20 protein-coding genes are annotated in these 16466 nt (G+C 62.9%); 9 read left to right on the top strand and 11 right to left on the bottom strand.

Annotation, left to right across the window (positions count from 1 at the left end):
* The first annotated feature begins 23 nt into the window (after positions 1-23).
* Entirely contained in the window at positions 24-734 is a 711-nt protein-coding gene (locus ACYU8T_RS03790; protein WP_461158550.1) for a PilZ domain-containing protein, read from the top strand.
* Between the two features lie 436 nt (positions 735-1170).
* Here the strand turns inward: ACYU8T_RS03790 and rplI are convergent, their stop codons facing one another.
* The 9 genes from rplI to ACYU8T_RS03835 all read right to left on the bottom strand — a co-directional run bounded on the left by rplI (position 1171) and on the right by ACYU8T_RS03835 (position 8569).
* Positions 1171-1767, bottom strand: a complete 597-nt coding sequence (gene rplI, locus ACYU8T_RS03795; RefSeq protein WP_201514480.1) for a 50S ribosomal protein L9 — start codon at positions 1765-1767, stop codon at positions 1171-1173.
* Between the two features lie 13 nt (positions 1768-1780).
* Positions 1781-2005, bottom strand: coding sequence for a 30S ribosomal protein S18 (rpsR, locus tag ACYU8T_RS03800; protein ID WP_004212076.1), 225 nt, complete (start codon positions 2003-2005; stop codon positions 1781-1783).
* Positions 2006-2018: 13 nt separating this feature from the next.
* Positions 2019-2423 (bottom strand): 30S ribosomal protein S6, encoded by a 405-nt coding sequence (gene rpsF / locus ACYU8T_RS03805; RefSeq protein ID WP_097091872.1) that lies wholly within the window; start codon positions 2421-2423, stop codon positions 2019-2021.
* Positions 2424-2585: 162 nt separating this feature from the next.
* On the bottom strand, positions 2586-2987 hold the full coding sequence (locus ACYU8T_RS03810) for a BLUF domain-containing protein (protein ID WP_461158551.1): 402 nt from the start codon (positions 2985-2987) through the stop codon (positions 2586-2588).
* Positions 2988-3124: 137 nt separating this feature from the next.
* A complete protein-coding gene (locus tag ACYU8T_RS03815; RefSeq protein WP_097091870.1) occupies positions 3125-3487 on the bottom strand; it encodes an RcnB family protein in 363 nt (120 codons plus the stop codon).
* A 117-nt stretch (positions 3488-3604) separates the two neighbouring features.
* Positions 3605-4810, bottom strand: coding sequence for an ABC transporter permease (locus ACYU8T_RS03820; protein WP_097091869.1), 1206 nt, complete (start codon positions 4808-4810; stop codon positions 3605-3607).
* A gap of 181 nt (positions 4811-4991) precedes the next feature.
* Positions 4992-5705: an ABC transporter ATP-binding protein gene (locus ACYU8T_RS03825; protein WP_461159741.1), complete on the bottom strand. Its 714-nt coding sequence runs from the start codon at positions 5703-5705 to the stop codon at positions 4992-4994.
* Entirely contained in the window at positions 5695-7128 is a 1434-nt protein-coding gene (locus tag ACYU8T_RS03830) for an efflux RND transporter periplasmic adaptor subunit (RefSeq protein ID WP_461158552.1), read from the bottom strand. The genes ACYU8T_RS03825 and ACYU8T_RS03830 overlap by 11 nt, the downstream gene beginning before the upstream one ends.
* Positions 7121-8569: an efflux transporter outer membrane subunit gene (locus tag ACYU8T_RS03835; RefSeq protein ID WP_461158553.1), complete on the bottom strand. Its 1449-nt coding sequence runs from the start codon at positions 8567-8569 to the stop codon at positions 7121-7123. The genes ACYU8T_RS03830 and ACYU8T_RS03835 overlap by 8 nt, the downstream gene beginning before the upstream one ends.
* Positions 8570-8740: 171 nt before the next feature.
* On the opposite strand from ACYU8T_RS03835, the gene fabD reads away from it, so the two are divergent.
* The 5 genes from fabD (at position 8741) to mltG (ending at position 13280) form a co-directional block, all read left to right on the top strand.
* Positions 8741-9676 carry an ACP S-malonyltransferase gene (gene fabD / locus ACYU8T_RS03840; RefSeq protein WP_461158554.1) on the top strand — a complete coding sequence of 312 codons (936 nt, stop codon included), beginning with the start codon at positions 8741-8743 and terminating at the stop codon, positions 9674-9676.
* A gap of 17 nt (positions 9677-9693) precedes the next feature.
* A complete protein-coding gene (gene fabG, locus ACYU8T_RS03845) occupies positions 9694-10434 on the top strand; it encodes a 3-oxoacyl-[acyl-carrier-protein] reductase (RefSeq protein WP_097092821.1) in 741 nt (246 codons plus the stop codon).
* A gap of 194 nt (positions 10435-10628) precedes the next feature.
* Positions 10629-10862 carry an acyl carrier protein gene (locus tag ACYU8T_RS03850; protein WP_006950224.1) on the top strand — a complete coding sequence of 78 codons (234 nt, stop codon included), beginning with the start codon at positions 10629-10631 and terminating at the stop codon, positions 10860-10862.
* A 176-nt stretch (positions 10863-11038) separates the two neighbouring features.
* A complete protein-coding gene (gene fabF / locus ACYU8T_RS03855) occupies positions 11039-12298 on the top strand; it encodes a beta-ketoacyl-ACP synthase II (protein ID WP_247230906.1) in 1260 nt (419 codons plus the stop codon).
* A gap of 10 nt (positions 12299-12308) precedes the next feature.
* Positions 12309-13280 (top strand): endolytic transglycosylase MltG, encoded by a 972-nt coding sequence (mltG, locus tag ACYU8T_RS03860; RefSeq protein ID WP_097091864.1) that lies wholly within the window; start codon positions 12309-12311, stop codon positions 13278-13280.
* Between the two features lie 169 nt (positions 13281-13449).
* Here mltG and ACYU8T_RS03865 read toward each other — a convergent pair whose 3' ends face one another.
* Positions 13450-13869 carry a sugar transporter gene (locus ACYU8T_RS03865; RefSeq protein ID WP_201514470.1) on the bottom strand — a complete coding sequence of 140 codons (420 nt, stop codon included), beginning with the start codon at positions 13867-13869 and terminating at the stop codon, positions 13450-13452.
* A gap of 95 nt (positions 13870-13964) precedes the next feature.
* On the opposite strand from ACYU8T_RS03865, the gene ACYU8T_RS03870 reads away from it, so the two are divergent.
* Complete coding sequence (locus ACYU8T_RS03870; protein WP_461158555.1) at positions 13965-14504, top strand: redoxin family protein; 540 nt, start codon at positions 13965-13967, stop codon at positions 14502-14504.
* 37 nt (positions 14505-14541) lie between these two features.
* A complete protein-coding gene (locus ACYU8T_RS03875) occupies positions 14542-15033 on the top strand; it encodes a 2'-5' RNA ligase family protein (protein WP_461159742.1) in 492 nt (163 codons plus the stop codon).
* On the opposite strand, the gene gloA2 is transcribed toward ACYU8T_RS03875, so the two are convergent.
* Positions 15013-15396, bottom strand: a complete 384-nt coding sequence (gloA2, locus tag ACYU8T_RS03880; RefSeq protein ID WP_461158556.1) for an SMU1112c/YaeR family gloxylase I-like metalloprotein — start codon at positions 15394-15396, stop codon at positions 15013-15015. The two genes, ACYU8T_RS03875 and gloA2, sit on opposite strands and share 21 nt — an antisense overlap.
* 73 nt (positions 15397-15469) lie before the next feature.
* Between gloA2 and hemB the strand changes: the two genes are divergently transcribed.
* Positions 15470-16465, top strand: coding sequence for a porphobilinogen synthase (gene hemB / locus ACYU8T_RS03885; RefSeq protein WP_461158557.1), 996 nt, complete (start codon positions 15470-15472; stop codon positions 16463-16465).
* Position 16466: the final 1 nt, after the last annotated feature.

Raw genomic sequence — 16466 nt, forward strand, 5'->3', positions numbered from 1 at the left:
CCCCTCAATGCGAGTATGGTGCCATGGCTATCGAACCAATTTTGGAGCAAACTCCGGAACGTGGCGACAAGCGCGCCGATGTCCGCTGGCCCATCCGTCTTGAGGCGCCCGGGTCGGTTGGCGAAGGTGCCACTGACGTCGTGGTCCACGATATCTCCACGGCGGGGATGCTGATCGAAACCAGCTCGCAGCTGAAACTTGGGCAGGCGCTGCTGCTGTCCCTGCCTGAAGCTGGCTCCGTTTCCGCTCATGTGGTGTGGCAGGATGAGCCGCTCTTTGGATGCCGCTTTGACGAGCCGCTGCCTCAAGCCGCCGTCAGTGCGACCCGCCTTCGCAGCACGATGCGCGGCGATGGCAGGCCGGTCGATCATGTGGCCGATGCGAAGGAACCGGAGATGCTCCCGGCGCGCCTCCGCCGGTTGCGCCGTGAACGCGGCCTTAGCCGAGAGGCACTGTCTCAGCTCACCGGTTTCAGCAAACCGTCGCTCTGGGCGTGGGAAGTGGGCAAGACCATGCCTCGGCGCAGAAGCCTGGTTGCGCTTGCACAGGCTTTCGGCCTGACAGAGCAGCAGTTGCTGGTTGGTGAGCCGCCGGTTGCGTCACATGATCCCGCAATGACAGGCACGGCTCGTCCGGGGCAGCAGCTTCATGACGTGATCGACTCGGCCAAGCGCGAAATCGCCAAACATGCAGGCGTCGATGTCTCGCAGGTGCAAATCCGCATCGATTATTGAAGCATCGCGCGTGGGTACAGTTTTAATCTCCACCTATGTGATGAGCTTCTCTGGCGTGATGACATGAGTTCTGCCTTTGTGAGGCAGGAGACCATTCCCCGACCCTTATCTCTCTTCATAGCGACGCGCCTTGATCTTAGAACCTCAACGCGTTCGGGCTGAGCTTGTCGAAGCCCATGTCTCTGAAAAGAGCCTGGTTCAACTGCTGCTTGCGGGCAGGCGCTCAAGACAGGCTTCGACAGGTTCAGGACGAACGGCGTGGGCGGTGGTGTCGATACCCATCGCGAACCTTTCAATTGAGGCTCGGCCCGAACGACCATTAGGGATGTAGATGAGGGCAAGTAGTTCAGGCAGACCAAGGCGCGAGCAACCATAACTACGCCAACAAAAAAGCCGCCCGGTGAGGGGCGGCTTTCTTTTTGTCCGGAGCGGAAACTCAGGCTTCTTCAGCCGGAGCTTCTTCTGCTTCAGCGGCGATTTCGCCGGGTTCAGCGTTCGGATCATAATCTTCGGTGAAGCCGCTCTCGTCCTTTTCGAACAGGTCGGCCATCACGTCCACGCCCTGCGCCTGCAGTTCGGCCTCTTCAGGCGAACGGGCGACGTTCACCTGGATAGTGACAGCAACTTCGGGGTGCAGCGCAACCTTGACGTCGAACAGGCCGAGCGTCTTGATCGGGCGTTCCAGCACGACCATCGCCTTGGTGACGTTGGTGATGCCTTCGGCCTGCAGCGCTTCGACGACGTCACGGACGGCGACCGAACCATAGAGGTGGCCAGCGTTGGACGACTGGCGGATCAGGACGATCTGCTTGCCGTTGACGCCTTCGGCAGACTTTTCAGCGTCGCCACGGCGGGCGGCGTTGTCGGCCTCGATCTTCGCGCGGTTGGCCTCGAAGACCTTCTTGTTTGCGGCGTTAGAACGCAGCGCCTTCTTGTTGGGCAGCAGGAAGTTACGGGCGTAACCGTCCTTCACGGTGACGACGTCACCGATGGCGCCCAGCTTTTCGATGCGCTCAAGGAGAATGATTTCCATGGGTCTTTCTCCCTTACTTCACGATGTAGGGCAGCAGGCCCAGGTGACGGGCGCGCTTGATGGCCTGGGCCAGCTCACGCTGCTTCTTGGCGGACACAGCCGTGATGCGGCTGGGGACGATCTTGCCGCGTTCGGACACGAAGCCCTGCAGCAGACGGACGTCCTTGTAATCGATCTTCGGCGCATCCTTGGCGGCGAAGGGGCAGCTCTTGCGGCGGCGGAAAAACGGGCGTGCCATTGTTCAGATCTCCTTATTCGCCAGCCGGGGCTTCTTCGCGCTCGCGGCGCGGGCCACGGTCGCCACGATCACCGCGCGGACCACGCTCGGCGCGTTCCTGCTTGCGCATCATCACCGACGGGCCGGTTTCCAGCTCGTCAACCTTGACGGTCATGTAGCGGATGATGTCTTCGTTGATCTGCGTCTGGCGCTCCAGTTCCGCGACGACACCGGCAGGGGCGTCGATGTTCAGCATCACATAGTGAGCCTTGCGGTTCTTGGCGATCTTGTAGGCGAGGCTGCGCAGGCCCCAGGTTTCCACCTTGGTCACCTTGCCAGCATTATCCTCGACGATCTTGGTGGCGGTTTCCGCCAGCGCGTCCACCTGCGCCTGTGCCAGGTCCTGGCGCGCAAGGAACACATGCTCGTAAAGAGCCATGGGTATTGCCTCATCTGTTGGCCGATCGCTGACGCCCACCCCATGTGGAACGCCCCTCCGGCTGTCGTCTCAAGCATTCATCCGCGCGGCCGCCGAGTCACCCCGGCCCACGCGAAGCGGCGCCTATGGCGGAAATGCGCCAGCTTGGCAAGGAAGACTTCTTCAGTTGCGGTGCATCTCGGCCGTGCCGATGAAGTGCGCCCGCGTGGAAGGTCCCGCCTGTTCGAGCAGGGCTGCCACCTTGCTCTTCAGGTTCGATGATGGCCGTGCCGGATCATCATAGGCCATGCCCCAATTGCCGAACTCGCGGGCGTCGATTTCCTGCTTGCGCAGCATGACCAGTGCGCGGTGCCTGCCGTCCCGGCCTATCCGTTCATAGACCCGCTCGACATTGGCCCTGGGTCCTTCGAGGACCTGGAGGAAACGCTTGCCATTGTAGAGCAGCAGGCCAGTGACGTCCTCGCTGCTGTTCTTCTGCGCTGCGGTCTGCGCGATCGTTGCGCACTGGCTGTACGAAACGTCGCCCGTCGCGCTGCTGATATACATTATCTGGTACAAGGACATGGTGCTTCCTGGATGACTGACCCCCAACCAGCCATTTTAACGTCCAACACTTTATATATCGTATTTGACATGGATCATGGAAAGCCCCGGAAGAGCGATGCTCCGCCGGGGCAATTCTGTTCTCCAAGAAGTGGATATCAGCGTATCACGCTGCCGATCACCGCGCCGATGATCCCGCTTGTTATCGCGACCAGCACGGCGTCATTCCCCGAGCGTACCCAGTGATAGCCGCGCGGCGGGGCGTTCAGGCGATAGTCGCGATAATTGTTGATCACGCGATAATCGCGGGCATAGCGGCGGTCGAAGCGCTGACCCTTGCCCCAGCGGCGATAGTCGTTCTTGCGCACGACCGTCTTCTGCTTGACCACGGTGCGGCCATGCGGGCCCTGATGCGCGACGCGGGTGACTTCGCGATGCGGGGCGGCCTGCGCCTGCGCGGCGACCATCGGGCTTGCGACCATCGTCGTTGCGGCCAGGCTCATCAGCAGTTTCTTGATCATCTCACTTGCTCCTTTATCTGTCGCGCCTTTGCTTCGGCGTTGAAGACAGATTTAAGGCGGACTTGTCGCAAGCTTGTGCCGGTGAGACGGGTCAACTGTCCGAAATTGTAACAGCCTCTATTCGTGCCGCAGCGCGTCGATGGGATTGAGCGCCGCCGCGCGCCGCGCCGGGAAATAGCCGAACACCACCCCGATCGCCGCGGAAAAGAGGAAGGCGATCATGTTCACCTTCACGTCGAAGATGAAGGGCACCTGCATCAACGGCGCTATCGCTACCGACGCAATCAACGCGAGGACCAGCCCGATCAGACCGCCCAGGCAGGACAGAACGATCGCCTCGACCAGGAATTGCATCAGCACCTCGCGCGCGACCGCCCCGATGGCAAGACGAATGCCGATCTCCCGCGTGCGTTCGGTCACCGACACAAGCATGATGTTCATGATGCCGATCCCGCCCACCAGCAGGGAAATGGCCGCGACCGCCGCCACGATCTGCGTCAGGATGGTGGTTGTCCCGGTCAGCGTGTCGCTGATCTGCTTGGTGTCGAAGACATTGAAATTATCGTCCGCCCCCGGCTTCACCTTGCGCCGCTCGCGCATCAATTCTTCCAGGCTCGCCTGCACGGTCGAGGTGTCATAGGCATCGTCCACCGCGACCATGATCTGGCTTATATCGCGATCCCCGGTGAAGCGGCGCTGGACGAACTTGATCGGCATGACGACGACGTCATCCTGATCACCAAAGCCGCCTTGGCCGCGCGTTGCGAGCGCGCCGATCACCTGACAGGAGACACCCTTGATGCGCAGCCGCTTGCCAGTCGGATCGGCTCCCTGGAAGAGGTTCGTGCGCACCGTATTGCCGATGATGCAGACGGCTTTCCCGGCTTCTTCCTCCTCCGGCATGAAGAGGCGGCCGGCATCTGCCTTCCAGCTTTGCACCTCAAAATAGGCAGCGGTCGTGCCATAGACGGTCGTCGACCAGTTGCTGCCCTCATAGATGGCGGTCCCGCTCGACTGGACCAGCGGCGCGACGGCGCGCACGCCCGTCAGCTGGTTCTCGATGGCGGTCACATCCGCTGGCTTGAAGTCGGGCGGCCTTGGCCCGCCGCCGCCCCGGCCAAAGCCTTGCCCCGGCCGCAGCTGCAACACATTGGCGCCCAGCGAACTGATCTGCTCCCGCACCGCCGCCGTCGCGCCATTGCCCAGCGTCACCATGGTGACCACCGCTGCCACCCCGATGATGATGCCCAGCGTCGTCAGGAAGCTGCGCAGCTTGTGCCGGTTGATCGCCCGGAACGCGAGGATGACAGTGGTGCCTAGCATCCCAGTCTCCTCACCCCTTCAGGGGAGAGGATAGGGAGCCTTGCTGCTTCAGCAGCTAGGCGGACTCGGCGAGGGGGAGGGGAGACGCAACACCCCCTCATCCAACTCAGCCCAAGCTCCTTCGTCCCCAAGGCGGCGTATCCCTCTCCTCGGAGGGGCGAAGGTTTAAAAAAGGCCCCTCTCACGCCTCCATTCCCGCGTCGATCCGTTCCACCAGCCCATCCTTGAAGTGCACCACCGTCCGCGCATAGGCGGCCATGTCGGGCTCATGCGTCACCATCAGCACGGTGATGCCGCTGTTCTTGTTGAGGTCGGTCAGCAGCTCCATGATCTCCACCGACCGTTCCGAATCGAGATTGCCGGTCGGTTCGTCGGCCAGCAGCACGGCAGGCTGCGTCACGATCGCGCGGGCGATGGCGACGCGCTGCTGCTGCCCGCCGGACAATTCAGCAGGCGTATGGTCCCACCATTGCTTGAGCCCCACCTTGTCGAGCGCCGCCATCCCCGCATCATAACGGCTCTTCTTGTCCTCGCCCCGGTAGAGCAGCGGCAGTTCGACATTCTCCAGCGCGCTCGTCCGGGACAAGAGGTTAAAGCCCTGAAACACGAAGCCAAGATAGCGGCGGCGAAGCAGGGCCCGCTGATCACGATCCAGCCTTTCGACATGGCGCCCCTTGAACAGGAACTCGCCGCCGCTCGGTACATCGAGGCAACCAAGGATGTTCATCGTCGTCGACTTGCCCGACCCGGAAGGTCCCATGACCGCGACGAAATCCCCTTCCTCGATGTCGAGGTCGATGCCCTTCAGCGCCTGAAAGGCGGTAGCGCCCGAACCATAGATCTTGGTCACACCGCGCAGGGAAATGATCGGATCAGCCACTGCGTCAGGTTCCATTCTGCCGCCCGGTGCCGCGCGGCTCACCGCCGCCGGAGCGGTCGCGCCGCTGACCCCCGCCATTTGCGCTGTCCTCGGCAGGCTGTTCCTGCCCGGCTGCCAGTTGGCCCGTGATGACCCGCATGCCGGGCTTCAACGCGCCGCCCGTGATCGCCGTGCGCGCGCCGTCACTGGCGCCGACGGTCACCTGCAAAGGCTTGGGATTGCCGTCTTCGCCCACGACATAGACCGTCTGGCTGCTGCCGATGCCGAAGCTAACCTGCCGGTTGGCGCCGCCACGGCGGAAGCGGCGAGGGCCTGGCACGATCTGGCTGGTGATGCCACCGCCCTGACCAGCGCCTGTGTTCGGCTTGAACCGGAGCGCCGCGTTAGGCACCAGCAGGACGTTGCTCAGCTGCTGCGTCACGATGTCTGCAGTCGCGGTCATGCCGGGGCGCAGCGTCTCCCCCTTGTTATCGACGGCAAGCACCGCCGTGTACGCCACCACGGTTCCAGTAGTGCTGGCGGCCGTGCTGCTGCCCGAAGAGGAGGATGAGGAGGAACTGCTCGAAGCATTGGAGCCGACATTGACCCGCGTCACCCGAGCGGGAAAACTCCGGCCCGGAAAGGCATCGACGGCGAAAGTCGCCGCTTGGCCTTCCTTCACCTGGCCGACATCGGCCTCGTCCACCGCGACTTCCACTTCCATCTTGGTCAGGTCTTCAGCGATGGTGAACAGCACGGGGGCATTGAAGGAAGCCGCCACCGTCTGCCCGGGCTCGATATCGCGCGAAAGGACGACGCCGGTCACCGGCGATACGATCTGCGCAATCGACAGGTTGGTCTGCGCCGTCGCAAGCTGAGCCCGCGACACGCTGACCTGCGCCTGCTGCGCCCGCAAATTGCCAATCGCGGACTGATAATCGGCACGGGCCGCGTCCAGCTCCGTCTTGGCAGGGACGCGCCCGCCCGACAGACGGAAGACGTTCAGTTGCCGGTCGAGCGTCGCCTTGGCCAGCGCGACTTGCGCCTGCGCCTGTGTGACGCTGGCCTGAGAGGCCGCTACTTGCGCCCGGTTCTGGGTCACCGAATCCACCAAGCGCCGCGTGTCGAGTTCCGCCAGCCGCTGCCCTTTCGTCACGCGATCATTCACATCGACATAGACGCGCGTGATCTTGCCCGACTGTTCAGAGCCCACATCCACCTGATTGATCGGCTTCAGATTGCCGGTTGCCGATACCGTCACCGTCAGGTCGCCGCGCCGCACCTCTCGCGTGGCGAAGTTCGGCTTGTCCTCGCCAGAAAAACAACGCGCGAGCAGCAGGATCAGGATCAGCAGCGCCAGCCCGATAGCGCCGCGCACCAGCCATTTGCGCCACGGGCGTTCAGGGCGCGCGCCGAGAAATTCGTCCAGGTCCTTATCCGTGCTCACATCTTCACTCATTGGGGCGGTTGTCCATATTCTGCCAGCCGCCACCCAGCGCATTGTAGAGCTGGGCGATGGCGAGGACCTCGTCGGCTTGCGCGGAGGCAAGGCTGTTGCGCGCGTTCAGCAGCGTGGTTTCGGTGTTGGAAAGCGTCTGGAAATCTATGAGTCCCGACTGATACTGGCTGCGCGCCAGCAGGGCGGCATTGTTGGACGCATCGAAGGCGGTAGCGAACTCGGCTTTGCGCTGGCGGGCGCTGTTCAGGGACGCCATCGCATTTTCCACATCCTCCAGCGCGGTCAGCACGCTCTGCTTGTATGCGGCAAAGGCGGCATCCGTCGCCGCCCTTTGCGACCGCACCTGCGACGCGAGCCGTCCCCCATCGAAGATGACCTGCGCGACATTGGCGAAGACGCCGCCTGTAATAATGTCGAACAGGCTTTTGATGCTGGTGGCGTTGGTGCCGATATTCCCGCTGATCCCGAGCGAAGGGTAAAGCTGAGCCTGCGCAACGCCGATCCGCGCCGTTGCCGCAGCCAGAGCCCGCTCCGCCGCCCGTACGTCAGGCCGCTGGCGCAGGGTGTCGGCGGGAATCCCTGCAGCGATCGTCGTCGACGCGGCCGGTATCGGAGCAGGGGCCTCCAGCGCGCGGGTGGCTTCGCCCGGCGCTTGCCCGGTCAGCACGGCTATACGGTTCAGGCTGCCGCGCAGGCTCGCCTCTAACTGCGGGATTGCCGCATTCGTCTGGGCCAACTGGGCACGCGCCTGCTGCTCGTCGAGCGATGAAACCAGCCCCGCCTGAAGCCGCCACTTGGCGATATTGTAATTATCCTGCTGGATCGTCTGTGTTTCGCGGGCGATGCGTAGCTGCTCTTGCGCCTGCCGGGCCTGAACATAATTGGTGACCAGTTCGGCGATGATGGTCATGCGCACATTGGCAAGGTCATAGCCGGATGCGGCGAGGTCCGCGCGCGCCGCCTCGGCGGATCGGGACAATTCGCCGAAAAGGTCGATCTGCCAGCTTGCATTGGCGCCCAGCGAATAGCTGCTGCTCCAGCTGTCCGATCCGGTGGACACGACATTGCCGTCGATGACGCGCGTGCCGCCGCCGCGATTGGAATAGTTGCGCCCGCCTGAACCCGACGCATTGACCTGTGGCAGGAACGCCGCCCGCGCCTGCACCAGCGACTCCCGCGCCTGCCGCAGTCGCGCCAGCGCCTGCACGATGTCTAGGTTGCTGGCCACCGCCTGGTCGATCAGTCCCGTAAGCGCTGAATCATTGAGGCGCGTCCACCAACGCGCAAGCTCCGCCTCGCTCAATGCGCCACTCGCCGGTGCCGTATAATAGCTGCCAGGCACCCCCAATGCGGCTGGTTGCGGCGCCCGGTAGTCAGGCCCCGCCGCGCAAGCCGAGAGCGTCAACGCCGTCCCGCTGATCCAGCCAATGCGATATCGCACCTTTTCCTTGCACTCCGTCGTCGTTAAAGGGACGCCACCTTGGGGGTTGAGGCGGTCCGGTCGGGGAAACTGCCGAAAGGGACCGGATGTCTCAACGGCATTTGTGTCTCAAAGTGTAACGATGTTGAAAAACGGCGCTTTTGTGGGCGTCCTTGCGTCAGAAGGTGAATGATGAGGGCATTTCTGTTTCCGGGGCAGGGTAGCCAGTCGGTTGGCATGGGCAAGGCGTTGGCCGAAGCGAGCCCGGCGGCGAAGGAACTGTTTCAGGAGGTCGATGACGCCCTGTCGCAACATTTGTTCCGCATCATGGTGGAAGGTCCGGAAAGCGACCTCACCCTCACGGAAAACGCGCAGCCCGCAATCATGGCGAACGCCCTGGCAACGCTGCGCGTGATGCAGAAGGAAGGCGGCTTCTCGCTGGCGGAAAAGGGCGATTTCGTCGCTGGCCACAGCCTTGGCGAATATAGCGCGCTGTGTGCCGTCGAAGCGTTCGACATCGGCACGACCGCGCGCCTCCTCAAGCTGCGCGGCCAGGCAATGCAGGCTGCGGTTCCCGTGGGGGAGGGTGCGATGGCGGCCTTGCTCGGCGCCGACATCGAAAAGGCGCAAGCCTTGGCCGATGCAGCCGCGGAAGGTGAAGTCTGCACCGTCGCGAACGATAATGATCCGACCCAGGTGGTGATTTCCGGACATCGCGGCGCGATCGAGCGCGCAGTCGCCCTGGTGAAGGACCATGGCATCAAGCGCGGCGTGCTGCTGCCCGTCTCCGCCCCGTTCCACTGCCCACTGATGCAGCCCGCCGCCGAAGCGATGGAAGAGGCACTGGCCAAGGCAGCGATCAATACGCCGCTGCTCCCGGTCTATGCCAATGTCCTCGCTGCTCCCATCGCAGACCCTGAGGACATCAAGCGCCGCCTGGTCGAACAGGTGACGGGCCGCGTACGCTGGCGCGAATCCGTCGCCGCCATGTGGGAAGCAGGCGTCACCGATTTCGTCGAACTGGGCGGCAAGGTCCTCGGCCCGATGGTCAAGCGCATCGCCCCCGACGCCACCGTGCGCAGCGTCGTCACCATGGACGACATCGAAGCCGCGCTCGCGACATTCTGAAGATAAGGATAAAAGCTATGTTCGATCTGACAGGCATGACCGCGCTGGTGACGGGCGCTTCTGGGGGTATCGGGTCCGCGATCGCCCGGTCGCTGGCGGCTCAGGGTGCGACGCTCGCGCTTTCGGGAAGCAATGAGGAAAAGCTCAAGGCTTTCGCAGCTGAGTTGGGAGGCGATCACAAGACGCTCGTCTGCAACCTGTCCGATCCTGCGGCAGTCGATGGCTTGGTCGCGCAGGCCGTGGAAGCACTCGGCGGCAAGATCGACATCCTCGTCAACAATGCTGGCATCACCCGCGACAACCTCATCATGCGGATGAAGGATGACGAATGGTCCGATGTCATCTCGGTCAATCTGGAAGCGGCATTCCGGCTTGCCCGCGCCGCCGCCAAGCCGATGATGAAGGCCCGCTTCGGCCGCATCATCTCGATCACGTCAGTCGTCGGCGTCACCGGCAATCCGGGGCAAGCCAATTATGCTGCGTCGAAGGCAGGCATTATCGGCATGTCCAAGTCGCTTGGCCAGGAACTCGCGAGCCGGGGCATCACCGTCAACTGCGTGGCGCCCGGCTTCATCCGTTCGGCCATGACCGACGCGCTCAATGACGCGCAGAAGGGCGCCATCCTGCAGAAGATCCCAGCAGGCGACCTCGGCAATGGCGAAGATATCGGCGCCGCCGTCGTCTATCTCGCCAGTCGCGAGGCGGGGTACGTCACCGGCCAGACGCTGCATGTCAATGGCGGCATGGCGATGATCTGAACCTTGCAAGGGGGGCTGGAAGCGGACGCTCATCCGTCGCAATTGGACGGTCTTGTGCCATTCAGGCGCAAGGAAGGGCGCAAATCATGCGTTTCGATCTTTTCTTGCCTCTTGCCTCTGCCGGGCCTTGCCTCTAGGGCATGCCTTAACAAATATTCACAACCTCAACGATACCCAGTAAAAAAGGACCACTCATGAGTGAGACCGCGGATCGCGTTAAGAAAATCGTCGTCGAACATCTGGGCGTCGAAGCCGAAAAGGTGACCGAGGATGCAAGCTTCATCGATGATCTGGGCGCAGACAGCCTCGACATCGTTGAGCTGGTGATGGCGTTCGAAGAAGAATTCGGCGTGGAAATTCCCGACGACGCGGCTGAGAAGATCGGCACCGTCAAGGACGCGATCGATTATATCGACAGCAAGCAGTAAGAATGTCGCGCGGCTGACCGGGGGGTTGGCTGCCTGACGTTTTTTGAAGGAAATGGCTCCTCCTGTCCGGCGAATCCGGTCTTGGGGAGCCTTTTCGTATCTGGCCTACCGTTCACAAGCGCTCTCGAAGCAGCTAAGGAGCGGCCCAAACCTAAGAAGATTTTCGGAGCAGATATATGCGTCGCGTAGTCGTAACCGGCCTCGGCATGGTGAGCCCGCTTGGCGGGGATGTCGAAACCACCTGGAAGAACATCCTCGCGTCGAAGTCCGGCGCGGCGACGATCGCGCGCTTCGACGCCAGCGAATATAAGTGCCGCATCGCCTGCGAAGTGAAGCCCGCGGACCATGAATATGGCTATGATCCCAACCTGGACGTCGATCACAAGATCCAGCGTCAGGTCGATCCTTTCATCGTCTACGGCATTTCCGCCGCCAGCCAAGCGCTGCGCGACGCAGGGCTCGACAATATGAGTGAGGAAGAGCGTCTGCGCGCCGGTTGCTCCATCGGTTCGGGCATCGGCGGCCTGCCGGGCATTGAAAGCGAATCGCTGGTGCTTGCGAACAAAGGCCCCGGCCGCGTGTCGCCCCACTTCGTCCATGGACGCCTCATCAACCTGATTTCGGGTCAGGTTTCGATCAAGTACGGCCTCATGGGTCCGAACCACGCCGTCGTCACCGCCTGCTCGACCGGCGCTCACTCGATCGGCGACGCCGCGCGCATGATCGCGATGGACGATGCTGACGTCATGCTGGCGGGCGGCGCGGAAAGCGCGATCTGCCCCATCGGCATCGCCGGTTTCGCCCAGGCGCGCGCCCTTTCGACCGCCTTCAACGACACGCCGGAAAAGGCGAGCCGCCCCTATGACATCAACCGTGACGGCTTCGTCATGGGCGAAGGCGCAGGCGTCGTCGTGCTCGAAGAATATGAGCATGCCAAGAAGCGCGGCGCGCATATCTATGCAGAGGTCATCGGCTACGGCCTCTCGGGCGACGCTTACCACGTCACCGCGCCCCATCCGGAGGGCAATGGCGGATACCGTTCGATGGAAATGGCGCTCAAGAAGTCGGGCCTCAGCCTTGCTGACATCGACTATGTGAACGCGCATGGCACCTCGACCCCGCTCGGTGACGAGCTGGAGTTGGGCGCGGTCAAGCGCTTGTTCGGTGACAATATCTCGACCATGTCGATGAGCAGCACCAAGTCCGCCATCGGCCACTTGTTGGGGGGCGCGGGCGCTGTGGAAAGTATCTTCTGCATCCTCGCCATCCGTGACCAGATCGTACCGCCCACGCTCAACCTCGACGAACCAAGCGAAAGCTGCGCGGGCGTCGACCTCGTCCCCCATGTGGCGAAGGAGCGGAAGGTGCGTGCCGTCCTCAACAACAGCTTCGGCTTCGGCGGCACCAACGCCTCGCTCATCATGAAGGCGATCTGAGGACAGGGCCATGCGGCGGTTCGGGCTGGTTATCCTAGCGATCGGCCTGGCCGTCGCCGCCTTCGTGGCGTTTCGCTTCGTCTATGGCTGGACCGAAGCGGGGCCTGCACCACGCGACATAAGCGTCGTCGTGCCCGATGGCGCCACCGTTGCCGATGCCGCCGTCCTCCTGAAACAGGCGGGCGCGGTGCGTTCCGCCGACGCCTTCCTCACCCGCACCAAGGTTTTCGGGCGTGGAAAGTCGATCAAGGCGGGCGAGTTCCTGATTCCCAAGGGCGCGAGCAACGCCGACATTTTCTCGATCCTTCAGGGCGGAAAGACGCTGACTAGGCTGGTGACCATACCCGAAGGCATGCCTTCCATCATGGTCCACGAACGGCTGATGGCGAATGAAGAGTTGACTGGCGATGTGCCAGTCCCTGCCGAGGGCAGCGTACTGCCGGACAGCTATGCATTCGACAAAGGCGAAAGCCGCGCCGCTGTGCTGAAGCGCATGCAGGACGCCATGACCCGCGCTCTCGCCAAGCTATGGGCCGAACGCGCGCCCAACAGCGTGGCGAAGTCACCCAGGGAAGCCATCATCCTCGCCAGCATCGTCGAAAAGGAAACCGCCGTGCCCGCTGAACGGCCCACGGTCGCAGGCGTCTATGGCAACCGCCTGAAAGCCGGGATGATGCTTCAGGCCGACCCGACGATCATCTACCCCATCACCAAGGGCAAACCGCTCGGCCGCCGCATCAAGAAGTCGGAGATCGCCGCGGTCAACGATTATAACACTTATGCGATGACCGGCCTGCCCAAGGGCCCGATCGCCAACCCCGGCAGACTGTCGATCCTCGCTGTTCTGCATCCCGCCGAAACGAAGGCGCTCTATTTCGTCGCTGACGGGAAGGGCGGCCATATCTTTGCCGACACGCTCCAGCAGCATAATGAGAATGTCCGCAAATGGTTCGAAATCCGCCGCGCGCGCGGAGAACTCTAAGGCCCTCCCAACCCAAAACTCTCGTCATCCCAGCGAAAGCTGGGATCTCGTCCGCCAGGCTGAGTGCAGTCGAGAGGGATGCCAGCCTCCCTGGCATGACGGCAAATCAAGCGATTGAACGACCGCTATTGAAACTTTCAGAGCTGAGATAGCGCCTACTACACTCACTTCACCGCAAAACGCCCTTGGCACGCAACCGCGCGGCATAGAGCAGCTGCCCCACTGCAATGGCGATGATCACCGCCGGAAACACCGCCGCGCCCGCGCCCTTGACCGCCCATAAATCCGTTCCCAAAAAGCTGTAGCCGAACTGCACCACGACGGCGGCCAGCGACAGCGCGAACAACGCCACCGCCGCCGCCTTCCTCAGCAACAACAGCAGCGCGCCGACCGTCCCCGCACCCACTGCGACCGCGTAAGCAGCCCAGGCCCATCCCGGCATTTCTGCAAAGATGCGCGCCGTATAAGGATCGCTTTTCGCCAGATGCGCCAGGTCGGCTCCATATTGCATCGCAAAGGCCGCCACGCCGATCAGATTCCAGATCAGCAGGCCGATTGCGATGATTTTGAAGGATCGCGACGCGCCCATAGGAGTTTCCCCTCTCTCAAATCTTTGCCACGCGGCAGAGCGACCTTATAGATGCACCCGACCGTGGGAAAGCATGCTGACCGGGAGACGAAGAGATGCTCGGACGTTCCGTACCTGATGTGACGCTGAAAACGCGTGTGCGCGATGAAAGCGTCGGCGGCCCCAATCCTTTCCGCTGGCAGGACATCCAGACCGGCGACCTGTTCAAGGGGAAGCGCGTGGTCGTCTTCTCGCTGCCCGGCGCTTTCACGCCCACCTGTTCCACCGAACAATGCCCGGCCTTCGAACGCTTCTATGATGACTTCAAAGCCCTGGGAGTGGACGATGTCTACTGCATCTCGGTCAATGACGCTTTCGTCATGTACCAATGGGGCAAGCATCTTGGCGTCAAGAATGTGAAGCTGCTGCCAGATGGTTCGGGTGACTTCACGCGGCGCATGGGCATGCTGGTGAAGAAGGATCATCTCGGCTTTGGCGATCGCAGCTGGCGCTATGCCATGGTCGTCGATGATGGTCAGGTGGTTGCCTGGTTCGAAGAGCCCGGCATCAACGATATTGGCGAGGACGATGATCCCTACGGCCAATCAAGCCCGGAGCCGGTGCTGGAATGGCTGAAGGAACATCCGGCTGCCTGATGCCGCAGACGGCGCGCCGATCGTCGTGACGGCGCTTATGGGTGCGGAGGACTTCGCTTGGGCGGATGGCCTCCGCCGCGCCCATTTCCCGCCGGAACGCAACAAGGTGCCCGCCCATATCTCGCTCTTCCACCATCTGCCGCCGTCGCTGCTGCCTGAACTCAGCGACCGCTTGAAAGCCTCATGCGCCGGTCCACCGCCGCTTGGCCTGATAACCGGGATCAGGCTGCTCGGCCGTGGCGTCGCCTTCGACCTGCGCAGTGACGGCCTGCTCGCCATCCGCGACGAACTGGCCGATGCTTTTCGAGGGTTGCTCACCCCACAGGATCAGGCGCGCCCTCGCCTGCACATCACCGTTCAGAACAAGGTTGAACCACCTCTCGCCCGTGCCCTCGCCGACCAGTTGAAGGCCGGGTTTCGGCCCCGCCCGCTTCGGATAGCGGGTCTTGCGGCGTGGCATTATCGCGATGGCGGTCAATGGAGCCTTGCCAAAAAGGCCAGCTTCCGGTCAGCCCGCGTCCTCATATAGTTCCAACGGCAGCGCATCGGGATCAGCGAAGAAGGTAAAGCGCCGTTCCGTATAAGGATCGACCCTGACAGGCTCGCACTCGATCCCTGCCGCTTTGAGCCGCGCGACTTCACCGTCCAGGTCCTGCACGCAAAAGGCCAGGTGCCGCAGCCCGCACGCTTCTGGACGCGTCGGACGGCGGGGAGGGGCGGGAAACGAGAAAAGCTCGATCTGCGCATTTCCGGCGTCCAGGTCGCATTTCCACGATTGCCGTTCTTCGCGCCAGACTTCACGGACGACAGGAAAGCCCAGGATTTCCGTGTAAAAGCGCCGCGATCGCTGATAGTCGGAACAGATGATGGCGATATGGTGGATGCCCCGCATGGCGCGTGCACTAGCATGTTGCACCGGCCGCCGGAACCTTGATCCCCTCGGCTCCGCGGCCTAAACCCCGTCCATGACCCATGCTTCCTATCCGGCGCTCCGTCTGCGCCGCACCCGCGCCGCCGCCTGGACCCGCGCGCTGCACGCCGAAAACCGCTTGCACCCGAGCGACCTCATCTGGCCGCTCTTCGTCACCGAAGGGCAGGGGGAGGAGGAACCGATCTCCTCGCTTCCCGGCGTCTCGCGCTGGTCGGTAGACGGCATCGTCGCCCGCGCCCGGGAAGCGCGCGATGTGGGCATTCCCTGCCTTGCCCTCTTCCCCAATACGCAGGCCGACCGCCGCAGCGATGATGGGGAAGAGGCCCTCAACCCCGACAATCTCATGTGCCGCGCCATCCGCGCGATCAAGGACGCCGTGCCGGACATCGGCATCCTCACCGACGTGGCGCTCGATCCCTATACCGCCCATGGGCAGGACGGCCTGCTAGACGAGCAAGGCTATGTCATCAACGACGCCACCATCGACGTGCTGATCGGCCAGTCCCTCAATCAGGCAGCGGCGGGCGCGGACATCATCGCGCCCAGCGACATGATGGACGGACGCGTCGGCGCGATCCGCGAGGCGCTGGAGGAAGAGGGCCACGCCAATGTCCAGATCATGGCCTATGCCGCCAAATATGCGAGCGCCTTCTACGGCCCGTTCCGCGACGCGGTAGGCTCAAGCGGCCTGCTGAAGGGCGACAAGAAAAGCTATCAGATGGACCCCGCCAATAGCGAGGAAGCCCTGCGCGAAGTCGCGCTCGACCTGGCCGAGGGCGCGGACAGCGTCATGGTGAAGCCGGGTCTCCCCTATCTCGACATCATCGCCCGGGTGAGGGACCGGTTCGAGGTGCCCGTATTCGCCTATCAGGTGTCGGGCGAATATGCGATGATCGAAGCCGCCGTCGCAGCGGGAGTTGGGAATCGCGACGCGCTGGTGCTGGAAACGCTGCTTGCGTTCAAGCGCGCCGGTTGCTCGGGCGTCCTCACCTATCATGCACTCCACGCCGCGCGCCTGCTGGGAGCCTGAC

The organism is Sphingobium sp. TomMM35A, assembly GCF_054771735.1.